Genomic DNA, 13,967 nt, shown 5'->3' on the forward strand with positions numbered 1-13,967 from the left:
ATCTGCCTGCATCATGTGTTACCGCACGATCCCGGCGCCCCGCCGTCCTTGCCGTTCGGCGGCTCAACCCGCTTCGTCAGCACGGTCGTCATCGGCTTGCCGGTGCCTTCATGCAGCTTCAACTCGACGATTCGCCCACAAGACGGATCGACACGCACGGTCCAGGCAAGCGTGCGGTCCCGGCTGGCCCCACGGCGCACATTTCCTGGGACAGGGTCGGCAGCCAAGGTTGCTGGAGGAAGCGGCTCACACGAGGCGATGGCCGTGCCAATCATCTCGGGTTCCTGGAGGGGAGTGGCAAGGTCATCCCCCTGATCCATCACCCACTCGTACTCGCCGTTTTTTTGGCGCTGCCACACAGTGGTAAAGTATCCAGTGCGGCCAGCGTCCCCGTGCCAGGCGCCATAAGTCGCGGCGAGGGAGCCATCGCAGCTCATCCAGACCCGATGCGGGGCCCAGCTCACGGCACGAGGCGGATCTTTGCGCCCCCTGAGCCAATCGCGGGCGCCGACCGCCTGTGGAACGAACATCACGGCGTCATCGGCTGCGGTTTCCCGAAAAGCCGTCCACTGGCCCTTTCGCCGCGCGAGCTGCGCGAAAGCGATTTCGGCAGCTACGATCCGGCCGGGGCTCGCGTAGCGAACAGGCTCTTCACCACGCGCCCGTCGACCCGCATCTCCTGACGCGTAACCGAGGCCCGCCGGAGCGGTGCTGCAGGCCCCAGCAAGAAAAGCCAGTGCCGCAGCGGCACGCCTCACAAAGCGTCCTCATCGAACGCAACGCCAGCGTTGGTACATGCGGCGACGAGCGTGTTGCGCAGCAGGACCGCGATTGTCATTGGCCCCACTCCGCCCGGCACAGGTGTGATCGCGCCTGCAACCGGAAGGGCGCTCGCGAAGTCCACATCGCCGACGAGGCGCGTTTTACCCTCCTCTGCCGCAGGGACGCGGTTGATGCCCACGTCGATGACTGTGGCTCCTGGCTTTAGCCAATCACCCTTCACCATCTCGGGCCTGCCCACCGCCGCGACCACGATATCTGCGCGGCGTACGACGTCCGGCAGATCACGCGTCCGGCTGTGCGCAACCGTCACCGTGCAGCTTTCAGCCAGCAAGAGTTGCGCCATCGGCTTGCCGACGATGTTCGAGCGGCCGATCACAACAGCGTTCAAGCCTGCAAGAGAACCCAGGCGGTCCTTCAGCATCATCAGACAGCCGAGTGGGGTGCATGGAACGAAGCCGGGCTGGCCGACAGCAAGCCGCCCGGCGTTGATGACATGAAAGCCATCGACGTCCTTGTCAGGGCTGATCGCGGCGATCACCTTCTGCTCGTCGACGTGCTTGGGCAGCGGCAACTGCACGAGAATCCCGTCAACCGACTGATCCGCATTGAGTTGCGCCACCAGAGCGAGCAACTCAGCCTCGGAGGTTTCTACCGGCAGCTTGTGTTCGAAGCTCGCCATCCCGCAAGCGACGGTCTGTTTGCCCTTCGACCGGACGTAGACTTGGCTCGCAGGGTCCTCGCCCACAAGCACTACCGCCAGACCCGCCTTGCGCCCCGCAGCCTCCTCGAACGTGCCCGCCGCAGCAGCGACGCGCGCGCGTAAGCCGTCTGCAAAAGCCTTGCCGTCGATGCGCTTGCTTGCGTTCACGTCCGCTTCGGTCACTTCAAGTTTGCTCACAGATTGCCGGCGACGGATGCCATCGCCAGATTCTTGAGGATGATGCGAATGATCTCCAGCCCGACGATCAGCACCAAGGGGGAGAAATCAATCGCGCCGGTATTCGGCAGGATGCGACGGATCGGACGGAGCAACGGCTCAAGCAGCGCGTTGACCGCCTTGTAAATCGCGGCGACGAAATCGTTGTGCGCGTTGACCACGTTGAACGAGATCAGGAGACTGAGGACAAACTGGACGATCACCAGGATCACGATGACCGAGATGATGTAGCCGACGATCTCGAACAGAGTGAGGAAGAGCAAGGACCGACCTTTCGCTGGAACAGGAAGGCCGCTGATAGCCGAGCGCAATGCCCCCGGGCAAGCGCGGCGGTGTTACAGCCCTACTGCTCGACTACGGAACTGCGCTCGATACGCCAGACCAGCTGTTCCGCGCTGGCCCCCGGCACATCGTTGGCCCGACGCAAGATGATCGTCCCTCTGCGGGATGGGCGGCCATCAGGAAAGTCGATGACGACCGGAGCCTGGAAAAAGAGCGTACCGGCGGCGCTGGAGGAATCGCCCTTCCCGACGGCCACTTTGGGCCCGGCAACGCCACCGAACTGCGCCTTCAGCTTCTCGGGCGTCATCATCGCATCGAGTGTCCAGGCTTTTGCCGCCGCTTCCCAATCGCCCAAGCGGATCGCATCGGTATAGAAGCGAAGTAGCCGCTTTGGCTCAGCCCGCTCCTGCAACGCATCCATATCGAGATCGGCGGCAATGCCGCTTGCCTCTCCCGTTGATTCTCCGGTGGGTATAACCTCCGGTTCGGGAGCCGTTTCGGTCACCATGGGCTCAACGGGAGGTGCGACAGCGCTCTCCTCTTCCTGCTTGCAGCCGGAAAGGACCAGGATCCCTCCTGCAGCAAGAACGGTCAGCAGTTTCGCAGCTCGGCTTCGCATCACTTCCAGTGCGCCCTTCAGTTCGGATTCTCCCCCAGAAGATGCTCAGGCGGCACGGATCAACGTGCCTGCACCTTCCTGTGTGAATATCTCAAGCAACATGGCGTGCGAGACTCGCCCGTCAAGCACAACTGCAGCCTCGCATCCTGCTGCGACGGCGTGAAGACATGTTTCCAGCTTGGGAATCATTCCGCCAGAGATGGTTCCGTCACCCTGAAGCCGGGCGACATCCGCAGGCCTGAGGTCGGTCAGCAGTTCGCCCTGCTTGTCCAGCACACCGGCTACATCAGTCAGAAGAAATAGCCGTGCGGCGCCCAGAGCGGCGGCAATGGATCCCGCCATCGTATCCGCATTGATGTTGTACGTTTCGCCGTCGGCGCCCGGCGCGATCGGCGCGATCACCGGAATCATCCCGGCGGAAGAGACTGTCTCGATCACGCTGATGTCGATCGTATCGGGCTCACCGACGAAGCCGAGATCGACCGCCTTCTCGATGTTGCTGTCCGGGTCCTTCATCGTGCGCGACACCTTGCGAGCACGAACCATCCCGCCGTCCTTGCCGGAAAGGCCCATGGCACGCCCGCCGGCCTGCGCGATCCACCCCACGATTTCCTTGTTGATCGCGCCGGACAGGACCATTTCGGCCACCTGCGCCGTCTGCGTGTCCGTAACGCGAAGACCGTCGATAAAGCGCGATTCGACGCCCATCGTCTTGAGCATGGCACCGATCTGCGGGCCGCCGCCGTGGACGACCACCGGGTTGATGCCGACTGCCTTGAGCAGGACCACGTCCTCGGCGAAGTCACGGGCCAGCTTGGGATCGCCCATCGCGTGACCGCCGTATTTCACCACGAAAGTGCGGCCAGCGTAGCGCTGCATGTACGGCAGCGCATCGACGAGAGTGGCGGCCTTGGCGAGCAATGCGGGATCGTGTGGGGTTGGCATACCTGCGCTTTAGCCTGCCTCGTCGTGAATTGAAGGGCTTTTCACCGCAAAACGGGAGATCAGCTGTCGAGGCGGCGCCCCATTCGCACGAAGAGCCAGATAAACGGCGGCACCATGATCGTCGAAAGCACCAGCTTCGAAATGATCTGTCCCTGCATGATCGCGCCGATCGGCATCGGCTCTCCGCTAAGCTGGTCAATCACGCCGTAGAAGGAGATCGTGATGAAGAGAATCGTATCAACGATTTGCGAGAGCAGACTGGCGATCCAGGCGCGGACCATCAGCAGCTTGCCGCTTCCTCCCGCCAGATGCGAGAAGAGATAGACGTTCAGCGTCTGCGACACACCATACGATATGAGCCCGGCGAACTGCATGCGGGCGCCCTGGCCCAACAGGCGTGCAAAGGCGTCCTGGTCGCTCCAGAACGGTGCGGGGGGGACAACGCGGATCACGAGCGTCAGCAGCACCATCGATACGATCAATGGTATGAAGCCGAAGCGAACCAGCCGGTTTGCCGTGGCCTGACCATACAGCTCGGCCACCGCACTCGACATCACGACGAGAAGCAGGAAGGCGAAGATCCCGGACTCCACCGCGAGATCACCCAACAGCGGCCATGTGCCGAGGGAGGCGAGCTTGGTGCCCAGCACCCCGGCAAGTACCGCCAGCCCGCCATAGAGCAACGCGTAGATGAACAATGCGCGAGGGACCGCAGCGGATCGCACGTGACCGGGAGCTTGCATCACCGCGCTCTAACGGGCGTTGCACAAATGCACTAGCCGTGCCGCGCGGCTGCATCTAGTTTCTGCCCCACTTTTCAGCACCATCCCCCCCACAAGGAAATCGCGGCCGATGCACGTCGCCTACAGCCTTCTTGGCATCGTACTCATTCTGCTTGCCGCCCTGCTTCTTTCTACCGACAGGCGCTCGATCCGACTGCGCGTCGTGGGAGCTGCATTCGCGCTGCAGGCGGGGTTTGCGGCGCTGGTGCTGTACGTGCCGGTGGGCCGCACAATCCTGGGCGGGGCGGCTTCTGCCGTCGAAAGCCTGCTCGGGTATGCCCATGCTGGCGTGGATTTCCTGTTCGGTCCTCTGGCGTCTCCTGAAATCGGCGGCACCAGCTTCGCCATCGCGGCGCTGCCGGTCATCATCTTCTTCGCGTCGCTGATTTCGATCCTCTACTATCTGCGAATCATGCCTCTCGTGATTCGCTGGATCGGCGGCGCGCTGGAGAAGATTACCGGCATCACCAAAGTGGAAAGCCTTTCGGCCGCCTCCAACATCTTCGTGGGGCAAAGCGAATCGCCCTTGGTGGTGCGCCCCTACCTTGCGGCACTGACGCCCTCTCAGCTCTTCTGCCTCATGACCGTGGGCTTGGCGGGCGTGGCCGGCACCATCCTTGCGGCGTACGCAAGCATGGGTATCCGCATCGATTATCTCGTGGCGGCGGCTTTCATGTCCGCGCCGGGCGGCATCTTCATGGCCAAGATGATCATGCCCGATCCGCGCTCGCTCACCCCTGAGGAAGCAGATGCGCAGCTCGAGCATGCAGCGCCCCCGAGCGCCCTTGCCGCCGCAGCGCTGAATCGGGAAGAGATGACGGACCAGCCGGGCGTCAGCCGCCAGGATACGCCTGCGGACGTGTCACACGATGAAGAGCCCCCCGCCAACATCATCATGGCCGCTGCACAAGGCGCGCAGACGGGCGTCAAGCTGGCGGTTGCGGTCGGCGCGATGGTACTCGCGTTCGTGGCGCTGATTGCGCTGGCCAACGGTCTGGTCGGCTGGGCTGCGGGCCTGCTGGGGTTCGCCGGAGTGACCTTCCAGCTCCTGCTCGGCTACGTCTTCGCGCCGGTGTTCTACCTGCTCGCGACACCCGACTGGAACGAGGCGCTTCAGGCAGGTGGACTTTTCGGCACAAAGATCGTGCTCAACGAGTTCGTCGCGTTCATCGCTCTGGGACAGAATGCAGGACTCTCGCCGCGCACCGTCGCAGTGGTGACCTTTGCGCTCTGCGGATTCGCCAACTTCTCCTCCATCGCGATCCAGATGGCCGTGACGGGCGGCCTCGCCCCCAATCAGCGGCCGGTCATTGCCAGGCTGGGCATGCGCGCGCTTGCGGCCGGAAGCCTCTCCAACCTGATGAGCGCGGCACTGGCGGGACTGTTTCTAGGGTTTGGCTGATCCGGCGTGACAGCTCGTCCGGTTCGACCTAGCATCCCCGACGACCACACAAGGAAACCGCCATGGAACAGCATCGCGAAGACAGTGCGGACGGAGCGCCGCAAGGCAGTCGGGCCCAGAGCTTCGAACTGAACCGGCCCACGATCATCAGTCTGCTCTATCTTGCTTCATGCGTGGTCGGTATCACCGCGATCATTGGCGTGATCCTCGCTTACATCTGGCGCAACGAGCCGCAGGATGCGTGGGAAGGGAGCCACTTCGAATATCTCATCAACACGTTCTGGATCGGCTTCGTGGGTGCCATCATCAGCACCATCCTGATCCTTGTATTGATCGGGCTTCCCCTGCTGCTTGCAGTGCTGGTGCTGGTGCTTGTCCGCAGCGTCATGAGCCTGCTCAACGCGCAGAAGCATGCGGCCATGCCCAACCCTTCGACCCTGCTGGTCTGAGGGCAGGTATCGCTTAGCCGCCCTGGTGGCGCTGGATGAATGTGAAGAAGGCGCTCATCCAGTTTGCAAGGAAATCGCGCGAACTCTCGGCGATCGTATGATCCTGAGCGACGAGCCCTTCCTTCCACTGGATGTAGGCTTCAGGCTGATCCATCAGCGGAACGTCCAGATAGGCAAGCACCATCCGCAGGTGTGATTGTGCCAAAGCCGTGCCGATCTGGCCAATCGAAGTCCCGATGACCGCTGAAGGCTTTCCAGCCCAGACGCTCTGCCCATAGGGGCGCGAGCCATGGTCGATCGCGTTCTTCAAAACCCCGGGAATAGATCGGTTGTACTCGGGCGTGACGAACAGGATGGCGTCTGAATCTCTTACCAGCTCGCGCAGCCGTTTAACCGCTTCGGGCGGATCGTTGTCCTGCTCTTCGCTGTAAAGCGGCAGAGCGCCGATGTCGGCGAACGCGAAAGTGTGCTCGCGCGCCTCGGGCAGGTGGATCAGCCCTTCGGCAAGCTGGCGGTTATAGGACTCTTCTCTGAGGGAGCCCACGAGGACGCAAATCTTGATCGGCATGGTTTCTCCGGAGGCAGGCGTGTCTTTGAGCCAACCCCTGCGGGACGATGCCGTTCCCGGCGATCAGTGAATAGAAATCACGCCGTCCACGGCGCGCCACTCACTAGGACCAATCAGGTGCTGATGCGCCACCCGGGCTGAGTGAAGCGGCCCTTCGATCTCACGGCTCCAGTAATCAAGGAAGCTCTTCAACGCCGGAAAACGCGGCGCCAGATCATATTGCTGAAAGGCGAAGAGCTGAAGGAGCCGGGGATGGTCCGACATGAAATAGTGGATCTCAATCGTCGAGAGGCCGTAACCCTCAAGCTGCATCAGGAAGTCGCTATGCGCCATATCCCTCCTTCGCACTGCCCTATGTTGCAGTGCAGCAAGGAAATCATGACACAACTGTCATGCTCGTCAAGACAGCTGTGATGTCCCCGTCTTACCGGGGTTAGCGTCAGTCCTGGTTGGGAGAGCGAGGTCGGGGAGGCCGGTGGTAGCTGACGTCCGTCCGGTCCCGCGCAGCCTGACAGGGAGCGTCGGGTGTGTAAGCAGTCGAAGGCGATGGTGCGAGGCCAGCGCGCGGCACGTCGTATGTACCCTCCACCAGTGTCACACGATTGGCGATCCGCCATTCGCCGTCCCGCTTCTGGAAGTGATCGACGTAGCGGCCCGTAGACATGAAATGCGGACCTTCGACGGTGGTGCCGGAGAAGTGATAGTACGTCTCACAATAGGCGTCTTGGTCCTGCAGTTCGCAGACATGGTTGAGGATGGCATGTTGTGTCGCCTCGAACATCAGCGTGGTGCCGTCCGCCCAGCTGATGAAATCATCCGGCGTTCCCACGAAGTGGCCGTGATCCTCAATCGCATCGTCCCAATAGCAGGAGCGTACCAGTTCATTGTCCAGCCGGTCCAAACCGCGTGCATATCGCAACAGGACCTGATGAATCTCATGCCGATCCATCAGCTCAGCCAGTTGAGCCTCGCTCATGATTCCATCTCCTTGCTCTTTCGACGGGGATAACCTCGGCGATCGAAACCGCCAAGGAGAGCGGCGCATTTCGGCGCATCTAATCCCGGAAGAAATCCAGCAGCATCGTGGACAGCAACGGCCACCGTTCGAACCTGCCGCGGCGATTGGCTAGGTCCATGGGGAACGTCGAGACGTAGTTCCACTCGTCCTCGCGCCAGGGCGGCTCGACAAGGCGTGAGTGCGGCAGCATCTCGTGCGTCCATTCGGATGTGCGGCGGGTGTGGGCCATGTCGCTCTTGCCGGAGCGGAATGTCAGCACCGGCATCGTCAGCCGCGCGAAGTCGGACGCCGTCATGCCGGGCACAGGGGTGTCGTCGCGGTAGGCGAAGGCTTTGCCCCACTGCTGCATGGTCTCAATGAACTCGTCCGGATCCTGCGCCAGAAGGATGTCGCGGATCTTCGGGTTGCGGGCGATCTGGTCTGCCCAGCTCGGCAGTTCTACGACGGCTTCCATACCGCCCTTCGAGGCCGCGGCGATCTGGTCTCCGCAGTAGAACCAGGCCAGGCCCGCAAGCCCGACCGGACCGCCGCTGATCCACCAGATCGCGACCTTTCTCACGCTCTCCGGCATCCGTGCCGCAGCCATCAGTGTCACGCGCGAACCCGCTGAACCGCCAGCCAGCCGAACGTCCTTCAGGTCCAGTGCCTTGATCAGACCGACGAGTGCCTCACAGTTCATCACTGATTCCGAGGCTGCAGTGAAGGCGATGTCCGACGCGCCACAACCGGGCCTGTCCCAGAGTAGAACCCGAAAGCCGCCCTTCGCCAGTTCGGCGCCCAACTCCGGTACACCCGCCGTGTCACGCGCGTAGCGCCCCCCCGGTGTGAGCACCAGGGGTGGCGCGCCTTCCTCACCGATCAGCTCGTAATCGAGCGTCAGGCCGTTCACCTCGATCTTTGCCAATACCCCTCTCCCCGTTCGAGCTTTGATCTAGGCCATGGCGTCGGCAGTTGCCGTGTTCGCGGGCGTGGTCTCCCAACGGCCCAGGCCATAATCTCCGGCGATCGTGGTGCGATACATCAGCCGCTCTTCGTCCGGGTTGTTGCCCGAGACGCAGTGCAGCATGCGAGTGTTGTCCCAGATCACCATGTCTCCCTCACGCCACTTGTGGTGATAGCTGCAGCTTTCGCCCAGACGGTTGATCTCCTGACATACGCGTTCGAGCAGCGCATCGCCTGCTGGAGTCTCGTCGCCGACAATCCCCTCGGCCATGTACGCGGATATGTGCAAAGCCTTGTCTCCGCATGCATGGGTCCAGACCACTGGGTGGATCGCGCGCGACATGGTGGCGACCTGCTCATGGAAAGAAGGCGGAATGGGTTTGGGTTCGATCATCTTATACTCGGCGGGCCTGCCGAACTTGAGCTGATCGTACTGCGTTGCCAGCTTGTAGAGCACCTCTGCGCTCTCGATCCGGTCGCGCAGGTCCTCCGGGAAGACCTTCCATAGCGCGACGCCGTCGAGGAAGCCGGTGATGCCGCCCTCTTCCACGCGCTCCACCGAACGCAGCACGCCAGCGCGATTGAGTTCGTCGTTGTAACAGTGATCGAAGTGCCAGGGCAGCCAGTGAGAGAGCTGCTTTCCATTCACTTCGACAATGCCTTGCCCCCGCCGGCTGCGTATCTCGATCACACCCGGCAACCGGTCGGAATCGACGCGGCTGACGGCTTTGACGGGGTGCTCCTTCAACGGGCCGAAACAGCTGCTGATCGCCAGCTGCATCTCATCGCTCTGCTCGACATCTTCGAACACGATCATGCCGTGCGTGACGAACAGATCGTCGATCTGCTGGCGCGTGGACGCGTCCTCGAGCATCGCCCGCGTCAGCCCAGCTATGCGGATACCGAAAGGAAGGCCGGCGTCGAGCGATCGAACCTGGAACTCAGGCATGGAACTCTCCTTTTATTGACGTCTTGATGTATCACTATGTAATATGTTAGGTCGTATAGTAACACGATAAAGGGTAGGCACGGTGGCCGTCAAGCGAAGTCAGAGTGCCGGGCGCATGCTGCAGGTCTTCGAAGCTGTCGCTGCACAGCAGCCGGTCGGCGTCAGCGCGCTCGCTCGCAAGCTGGATGCCGACAAAAGCGCGGTACAGCGGGACCTGATGACTTTGGCAGATGCCGGCTGGATCCGGACCGCTCCGGGTCAATTGGGGCAGTGGGAGCTGACCCCGAGAATCCTGACTCTGGCGCACACACCTCACTCGCAGAACGAACTGCGTCTGAGAGTGCGTCCTGCGCTGGAGGCGCTCAGGGCAGAAACTGGCGAGACGGCCTACCTCACCGTGCCCGACGGAGACCAATTCGTGGTCATCGATGCGCTGGAAAGCCCACAGGCGCTCAGGTTGGTGACGCCGGTCGGCCTTGTCATACCTGCGCGGGGGAGCGCCACAGTCCGCGCATTGTTGCCGTACCTTTGTCCCGAGGAGCAGCAGGTATTGCTGGGCGGCCCGCCCGACGCGGCGGCGTTGGAACAGTTCGCCGCAGTCCGCAAGCGCGGCTATGCGCTGAACGACGGCGCCATCGTACCCGAGGCGATCGCTCTTGCATCTGCCGTGCTGGGCGCGGACGAGCGGCCGATCGGCGCCATTGTCCTGACCGGGCCTGCCGAGAGGATCGCGCCCGAGCGCATTCCTGTTCTGGGGTCCCGCCTGGCTGCAGCCACTCGCGCGTTAGCCCCCGCTGTCGCGGCCTAGGCGCGAACCTCCTGCGGTGCCGTTTCGCAAGCCTCGTTGGTCTGCTCACCGCTGTTCCCAAGGAGCGCAATGGCGAGGAATCCCGCGACGACGAGCACCACGAAACCGACCGTGACCAGCGCCAGGTACTTGTCGATGAACGACTTGATCGGTGCACCGAAGAGCCGGAACAGGATGCCAACCACCATGAAACTGATCGAGCGTGAGATGAGGCTGGCGCCGATGAATACGGCCAGGCTCATCCCCACAAAGCCGGCGGTGATGGTCAGCAGCTTGAAGGGGATCGGCGTCGCGCCCTTCATGATGATGATTTCGGCTCCGTACTCGCGCAAGTAGCACGCCGCCTTGGGGAAGCTCTCCGCCAGGCCCAGCGCTCGCAGGAGCGCCTCTCCGAACGCTTCATAAGCCAGCGCGCCGATAGCATAGCCCAGAAGACCGCCCAGCACTGAAGCGATCGTCGCCACGGCCGCAAAGCGAATCGCCTTCTTCGGCTCGGCGAGGCACATCAAGCCAAGGAGCGGGTGCGGAGGGACGGGGAAGAAGCTGGCTTCCAGAAAAGCGAACAGCGCGAGCCAGCCGGTGGCATGCGGATGCGCAGCTTTTGCCATGGTCCATTCGTAAAGGCGGCGCAGCATTAGGTTTCCCCGCTAGATCCCTTGGATGGTGCGTAGCAGCATTGGTGCGGCGGGCAAGTCGATAACCATTTTGGCACATTTCTCTTGACATCGGCATGGTGTTTCGGTACATAACGTGAACATCGAGGCGCCAATTCAGCCCAGCGCTTCTCACCACTCAGGATCATCTTCATGCAGGACACGAAAGTGCCGGCCCAGCGCCGTGCCCGCCGCACCCGTGTGGCCGAAGAAACCTGTTGGCGTCAGCCGTTGCTGGCTCATCTCGCAGCGACGTCGAACGTCACCGCTTCCGCCAAAGCGGCAGAGGTGACCACAGCGCGGGCCTACGAGGCGCGCCGCCGAGATCCAGAGTTCTACCGCGAGTGGCAGGAAGCGCTCTGCGAGGGGTACGAACACTTGGAGATGGCGCTGCTTCATCGGCTGCGCGAAGGAGAGATCAAGCCGGCCAGCGGTGCGAAACGAGGCACCCGCATTTTCGACAACGCGACGGCGCTGCGCCTGCTGACCGTTCACAGGGAATCAGTCGCACGCCAGCAGGCGGTCCGCGACAGCCGCGATTCGGGCGTGATCCTGGAGCGGATCAATGCGCGGATTGACCGCCTGCGCCTCCCTGCAGTGCCGGAGCAGACCTGCGAAGCTCCGGCTGCGGAACAGGATGCAGCGCATGGCTGACCCGCGCCGCCTGTCCCGTCTTGCGCGAGCCGACCTGGCCGAGCGGCATAGGATGCTCGCGCGCATGCCGCAGGCCGAACGCGAGGAGTTCCTCACTCACTGGAACTTGTGGGCACGCGAAGAGCAATCTGCCCCGCCGGGCGACTGGCACACCTGGCTGATCATGGCTGGACGCGGCTTCGGCAAGACACGCGCTGGTGCTGAATGGGTGCGCGCAGCCGCAGAAGCGGAGTCGAACGCCCGAATTGCGCTGGTCGCCGCTTCGCTTGGCGAGGCACGCGCCGTCATGGTGGAGGGCGAAAGCGGTCTGCTTTCGGTGTGCCCTCCACGCAGGCGCCCCCAATTTGAACCCTCGCTGCGCCGTCTGACGTGGCCCAATGGAGCAATCGCGACACTCTATTCCGCAGGAGAGCCGGAATCGCTGCGCGGACCGCAGCACAGTCACGCCTGCTGCCCAGGCACACAAGGAAATCTTCCACAACGAGGCACTCGCGCGGATCGATGGGCTCCTTCATGGCGCCATTCAAGGTCAGTCGAATGTGCCTCCGCAGAACGGCTCAGATGGAGAATGCTGGCTTGTCGGCCCGGAGCCAACGGGCGCATGGGACGGTGCCGCTGACGCTCTTGCCATGTTCCAGAGCGGGCAGTGGCTGTTCATGAATCCTGTTCCGGGCATGCAAATCTTCGACGTTTCGGCACAACAATTCCGTGTATTCTCCGAGGGATGGCAAAAACCTGCAGCAGTGCAGGAACCAAGTGGAGGCCAGGTTGTTGATAGCGAGGCTCGGGCCGCAATCGGAGCGCTGATCTCGGCTCTTCGGGCTTCAGGTATCACTCCCTCTGCCTGACGGCAGTGACGACAACAGGGGTCCAAACGTGTTCGCAAAGCAGGATCGCTCTAGCGGGCATTGGGACGTTTGCGCGACTGATGCATATCTGCAACAACCGGCGTTACTGTGCGCTTGCGTAGAGTCTACGCAGGGGGTAGACACCCGATCACTCGGTGGCTCCAAATCTCTGAATAGGGGAAACATATGAGGAAACTCGTTATTGGCTTGGCACTGGCTTCTACAGCCATTGCCACGCCTTCGTTTGCGCGTGATGACGCGTGGTATATCGAAGGTGGCTTCGGCGCGATGATCGCTGAAGACAGCAGCTTCGATATTGCTGGAATCAACAACGCTGCTTCTGTTGACTCGAAGATCGGATACGATGGCGGTGTTGCCATCGGTTATGACTTCGGTCCTTTCCGTCTCGAAACCGAGGGCAGCTACCGTCGCGCAGAAAACGACGAGTTCACCAACTCTGCGGGTACTGTTGACGCATGGGGTCATGGCGACGTTCTGTCGTTCATGCTGAACGGCTTGCTCGATTTCGGCGCTGATGATGGCCTTCAGGGCTTCGTTGGCGGTGGTGTTGGCGTCGGTCGCGTTCATTACCGCGTGAACGTCCCGGGTGCGGTCATCGTCAATGACAAGGACACGCGCTTCGCTTGGCAGGCTCTGGCTGGCGTTCGGGCACCCGTCACGGATAACGTGGACATCGGTCTTAAGTACCGCTTCCACAACGTCGACAACCTGAACATGGTGAGCACTGCAGGTGACTCCATTGAAGGTCGCTGGCGTTCGCACAGCCTTCTCGGCACCGTCGCCTACAACTTCGGTGGCACAGAAGCGGCTCCTCCGCCGCCTCCTCCGCCTCCGCCGCCGCCGCCTCCTCCGCCTCCGCCGCCGCCGGCTCCGGTGTGCAACAAGGGGCCGTACATCGTGTTCTTCGACTGGGATAAGTCGGACATCACGCCTGAGGCCGCGACGATCCTCGACAGCGCCGTCAGTGCTTACGGCAACTGTGACAGCGTTCCGATCATGCTGGCCGGTTACACCGACCGTTCGGGTTCGGCGCAGTACAACCTTGGTCTGTCGGCTCGCCGCAACGACTCGGTTCGCGCTTACCTCACGAGCCGCGGCATCCCCGATGGCTCGATCTCGAGCGAAGCGTTCGGCGAAGCCAATCCGCGCGTTCCGACCGCAGATGGCGTCCGCGAGCTGCAGAACCGCCGCGTCGAGATCACTTACGGTCCGGGCTCGGGCATGTAAGCGAACCGGCAACGGTGAATGGATTTGGGGCCGGAGCAATCCGGCCCCTTTCTTTTGGAAAGTTGTCGCGCGAAATTCCC

At 62.3% G+C, this 13,967-nt stretch carries 18 protein-coding genes and 1 pseudogene; 7 read left to right on the forward strand and 12 right to left on the reverse strand.

Features of this window, described 5'->3' with window-relative positions:
• Positions 1 to 11 precede the first annotated feature (11 nt).
• The 6 genes from ABUH87_RS05555 to ABUH87_RS05580 all read right to left on the reverse strand — a co-directional run bounded on the left by ABUH87_RS05555 (position 12) and on the right by ABUH87_RS05580 (position 4,309).
• The gene (locus tag ABUH87_RS05555; protein WP_367770870.1) at positions 12 to 758 is read right to left on the reverse strand and encodes a Cif family virulence factor; all 747 of its coding nucleotides are present in this window, start codon (positions 756 to 758) and stop codon (positions 12 to 14) included.
• Positions 755 to 1,666 (reverse strand): bifunctional methylenetetrahydrofolate dehydrogenase/methenyltetrahydrofolate cyclohydrolase FolD, encoded by a 912-nt coding sequence (gene folD / locus ABUH87_RS05560; protein ID WP_419956669.1) that lies wholly within the window; start codon positions 1,664 to 1,666, stop codon positions 755 to 757. Before folD ends, ABUH87_RS05555 begins: the two co-directional genes overlap by 4 nt.
• Before the next feature lie 11 nt (positions 1,667 to 1,677).
• On the reverse strand, positions 1,678 to 1,983 hold the full coding sequence (locus tag ABUH87_RS05565; protein ID WP_367770873.1) for a YggT family protein: 306 nt from the start codon (positions 1,981 to 1,983) through the stop codon (positions 1,678 to 1,680).
• 80 nt (positions 1,984 to 2,063) lie between these two features.
• Positions 2,064 to 2,621: a hypothetical protein gene (locus ABUH87_RS05570; RefSeq protein WP_367772130.1), complete on the reverse strand. Its 558-nt coding sequence runs from the start codon at positions 2,619 to 2,621 to the stop codon at positions 2,064 to 2,066.
• A 45-nt stretch (positions 2,622 to 2,666) separates the two neighbouring features.
• A complete protein-coding gene (gene argB, locus ABUH87_RS05575) occupies positions 2,667 to 3,566 on the reverse strand; it encodes an acetylglutamate kinase (protein WP_367770877.1) in 900 nt (299 codons plus the stop codon).
• A 59-nt stretch (positions 3,567 to 3,625) separates the two neighbouring features.
• The gene (locus ABUH87_RS05580) at positions 3,626 to 4,309 is read right to left on the reverse strand and encodes a queuosine precursor transporter (protein WP_367770880.1); all 684 of its coding nucleotides are present in this window, start codon (positions 4,307 to 4,309) and stop codon (positions 3,626 to 3,628) included.
• 109 nt (positions 4,310 to 4,418) lie between these two features.
• Between ABUH87_RS05580 and ABUH87_RS05585 the strand changes: the two genes are divergently transcribed.
• Together ABUH87_RS05585 and ABUH87_RS05590 are read left to right on the forward strand one after the other, a co-directional pair.
• Entirely contained in the window at positions 4,419 to 5,750 is a 1,332-nt protein-coding gene (locus tag ABUH87_RS05585; protein ID WP_367770883.1) for a NupC/NupG family nucleoside CNT transporter, read from the forward strand.
• 62 nt (positions 5,751 to 5,812) lie between these two features.
• Positions 5,813 to 6,199 carry a DUF4870 family protein gene (locus ABUH87_RS05590; RefSeq protein ID WP_367770891.1) on the forward strand — a complete coding sequence of 129 codons (387 nt, stop codon included), beginning with the start codon at positions 5,813 to 5,815 and terminating at the stop codon, positions 6,197 to 6,199.
• 13 nt (positions 6,200 to 6,212) lie between these two features.
• Here ABUH87_RS05590 and ABUH87_RS05595 read toward each other — a convergent pair whose 3' ends face one another.
• The 5 genes from ABUH87_RS05595 to ABUH87_RS05615 all read right to left on the reverse strand — a co-directional run bounded on the left by ABUH87_RS05595 (position 6,213) and on the right by ABUH87_RS05615 (position 9,676).
• Positions 6,213 to 6,767, reverse strand: coding sequence for an NADPH-dependent FMN reductase (locus tag ABUH87_RS05595; protein WP_367770894.1), 555 nt, complete (start codon positions 6,765 to 6,767; stop codon positions 6,213 to 6,215).
• 63 nt (positions 6,768 to 6,830) lie between these two features.
• Positions 6,831 to 7,100: an usg protein gene (locus ABUH87_RS05600; RefSeq protein WP_367770896.1), complete on the reverse strand. Its 270-nt coding sequence runs from the start codon at positions 7,098 to 7,100 to the stop codon at positions 6,831 to 6,833.
• 106 nt (positions 7,101 to 7,206) lie between these two features.
• The gene (locus ABUH87_RS05605; protein ID WP_367770899.1) at positions 7,207 to 7,743 is read right to left on the reverse strand and encodes a nuclear transport factor 2 family protein; all 537 of its coding nucleotides are present in this window, start codon (positions 7,741 to 7,743) and stop codon (positions 7,207 to 7,209) included.
• Between the two features lie 79 nt (positions 7,744 to 7,822).
• Complete coding sequence (locus ABUH87_RS05610) at positions 7,823 to 8,689, reverse strand: alpha/beta fold hydrolase (RefSeq protein ID WP_367770902.1); 867 nt, start codon at positions 8,687 to 8,689, stop codon at positions 7,823 to 7,825.
• Between the two features lie 27 nt (positions 8,690 to 8,716).
• Complete coding sequence (locus tag ABUH87_RS05615) at positions 8,717 to 9,676, reverse strand: TauD/TfdA dioxygenase family protein (RefSeq protein ID WP_367770905.1); 960 nt, start codon at positions 9,674 to 9,676, stop codon at positions 8,717 to 8,719.
• A gap of 82 nt (positions 9,677 to 9,758) precedes the next feature.
• Between ABUH87_RS05615 and ABUH87_RS05620 the strand changes: the two genes are divergently transcribed.
• Positions 9,759 to 10,484 (forward strand): IclR family transcriptional regulator, encoded by a 726-nt coding sequence (locus ABUH87_RS05620; RefSeq protein ID WP_367770908.1) that lies wholly within the window; start codon positions 9,759 to 9,761, stop codon positions 10,482 to 10,484.
• Here the strand turns inward: ABUH87_RS05620 and ABUH87_RS05625 are convergent.
• Positions 10,481 to 11,119 (reverse strand): YqaA family protein, encoded by a 639-nt coding sequence (locus ABUH87_RS05625; protein WP_367770912.1) that lies wholly within the window; start codon positions 11,117 to 11,119, stop codon positions 10,481 to 10,483. The genes ABUH87_RS05620 and ABUH87_RS05625 overlap by 4 nt on opposite strands.
• A gap of 171 nt (positions 11,120 to 11,290) precedes the next feature.
• On the opposite strand from ABUH87_RS05625, the gene ABUH87_RS05630 reads away from it, so the two are divergent.
• From ABUH87_RS05630 to ABUH87_RS05645, 4 genes and pseudogenes are all read left to right on the forward strand, one after another.
• Entirely contained in the window at positions 11,291 to 11,791 is a 501-nt protein-coding gene (locus ABUH87_RS05630) for a hypothetical protein (protein ID WP_367770915.1), read from the forward strand.
• Positions 11,784 to 12,245 (forward strand): annotated as a pseudogene (locus ABUH87_RS05635) (terminase large subunit domain-containing protein); the annotation flags it as partial. The gene ABUH87_RS05630 and the pseudogene ABUH87_RS05635, both read left to right, overlap by 8 nt.
• Positions 12,169 to 12,639, forward strand: a complete 471-nt coding sequence (locus tag ABUH87_RS05640) for a DUF2793 domain-containing protein (RefSeq protein WP_367770922.1) — start codon at positions 12,169 to 12,171, stop codon at positions 12,637 to 12,639. The pseudogene ABUH87_RS05635 and the gene ABUH87_RS05640, both read left to right, overlap by 77 nt.
• A 186-nt stretch (positions 12,640 to 12,825) precedes the next feature.
• The gene (locus ABUH87_RS05645) at positions 12,826 to 13,887 is read left to right on the forward strand and encodes an OmpA family protein (protein WP_367770927.1); all 1,062 of its coding nucleotides are present in this window, start codon (positions 12,826 to 12,828) and stop codon (positions 13,885 to 13,887) included.
• The last annotated feature ends 80 nt before the right edge of the window (positions 13,888 to 13,967 follow it).

Origin of the sequence: Novosphingobium rhizovicinum (assembly GCF_040813635.1) — a bacterium.
GTDB lineage: Bacteria > Pseudomonadota > Alphaproteobacteria > Sphingomonadales > Sphingomonadaceae > Novosphingobium > Novosphingobium rhizovicinum.

Coding starts and splice junctions, on each gene's coding strand:
- ABUH87_RS05570 (WP_367772130.1), bottom strand. CDS start 2,621: ATGCGAAGCCGAGCTGCGAAACTGCTGACCGTTCTTGCTGCAGGAGGG.
- argB (WP_367770877.1), bottom strand. CDS start 3,566: ATGCCAACCCCACACGATCCCGCATTGCTCGCCAAGGCCGCCACTCTC.
- ABUH87_RS05580 (WP_367770880.1), bottom strand. CDS start 4,309: ATGCAAGCTCCCGGTCACGTGCGATCCGCTGCGGTCCCTCGCGCATTG.
- ABUH87_RS05585 (WP_367770883.1), top strand. CDS start 4,419: ATGCACGTCGCCTACAGCCTTCTTGGCATCGTACTCATTCTGCTTGCC.
- ABUH87_RS05590 (WP_367770891.1), top strand. CDS start 5,813: ATGGAACAGCATCGCGAAGACAGTGCGGACGGAGCGCCGCAAGGCAGT.
- ABUH87_RS05595 (WP_367770894.1), bottom strand. CDS start 6,767: ATGCCGATCAAGATTTGCGTCCTCGTGGGCTCCCTCAGAGAAGAGTCC.
- ABUH87_RS05600 (WP_367770896.1), bottom strand. CDS start 7,100: ATGGCGCATAGCGACTTCCTGATGCAGCTTGAGGGTTACGGCCTCTCG.
- ABUH87_RS05605 (WP_367770899.1), bottom strand. CDS start 7,743: ATGAGCGAGGCTCAACTGGCTGAGCTGATGGATCGGCATGAGATTCAT.
- ABUH87_RS05615 (WP_367770905.1), bottom strand. CDS start 9,676: ATGCCTGAGTTCCAGGTTCGATCGCTCGACGCCGGCCTTCCTTTCGGT.
- ABUH87_RS05625 (WP_367770912.1), bottom strand. CDS start 11,119: ATGCTGCGCCGCCTTTACGAATGGACCATGGCAAAAGCTGCGCATCCG.
- ABUH87_RS05630 (WP_367770915.1), top strand. CDS start 11,291: ATGCAGGACACGAAAGTGCCGGCCCAGCGCCGTGCCCGCCGCACCCGT.
- ABUH87_RS05640 (WP_367770922.1), top strand. CDS start 12,169: ATGGAGCAATCGCGACACTCTATTCCGCAGGAGAGCCGGAATCGCTGC.
- ABUH87_RS05645 (WP_367770927.1), top strand. CDS start 12,826: ATGAGGAAACTCGTTATTGGCTTGGCACTGGCTTCTACAGCCATTGCC.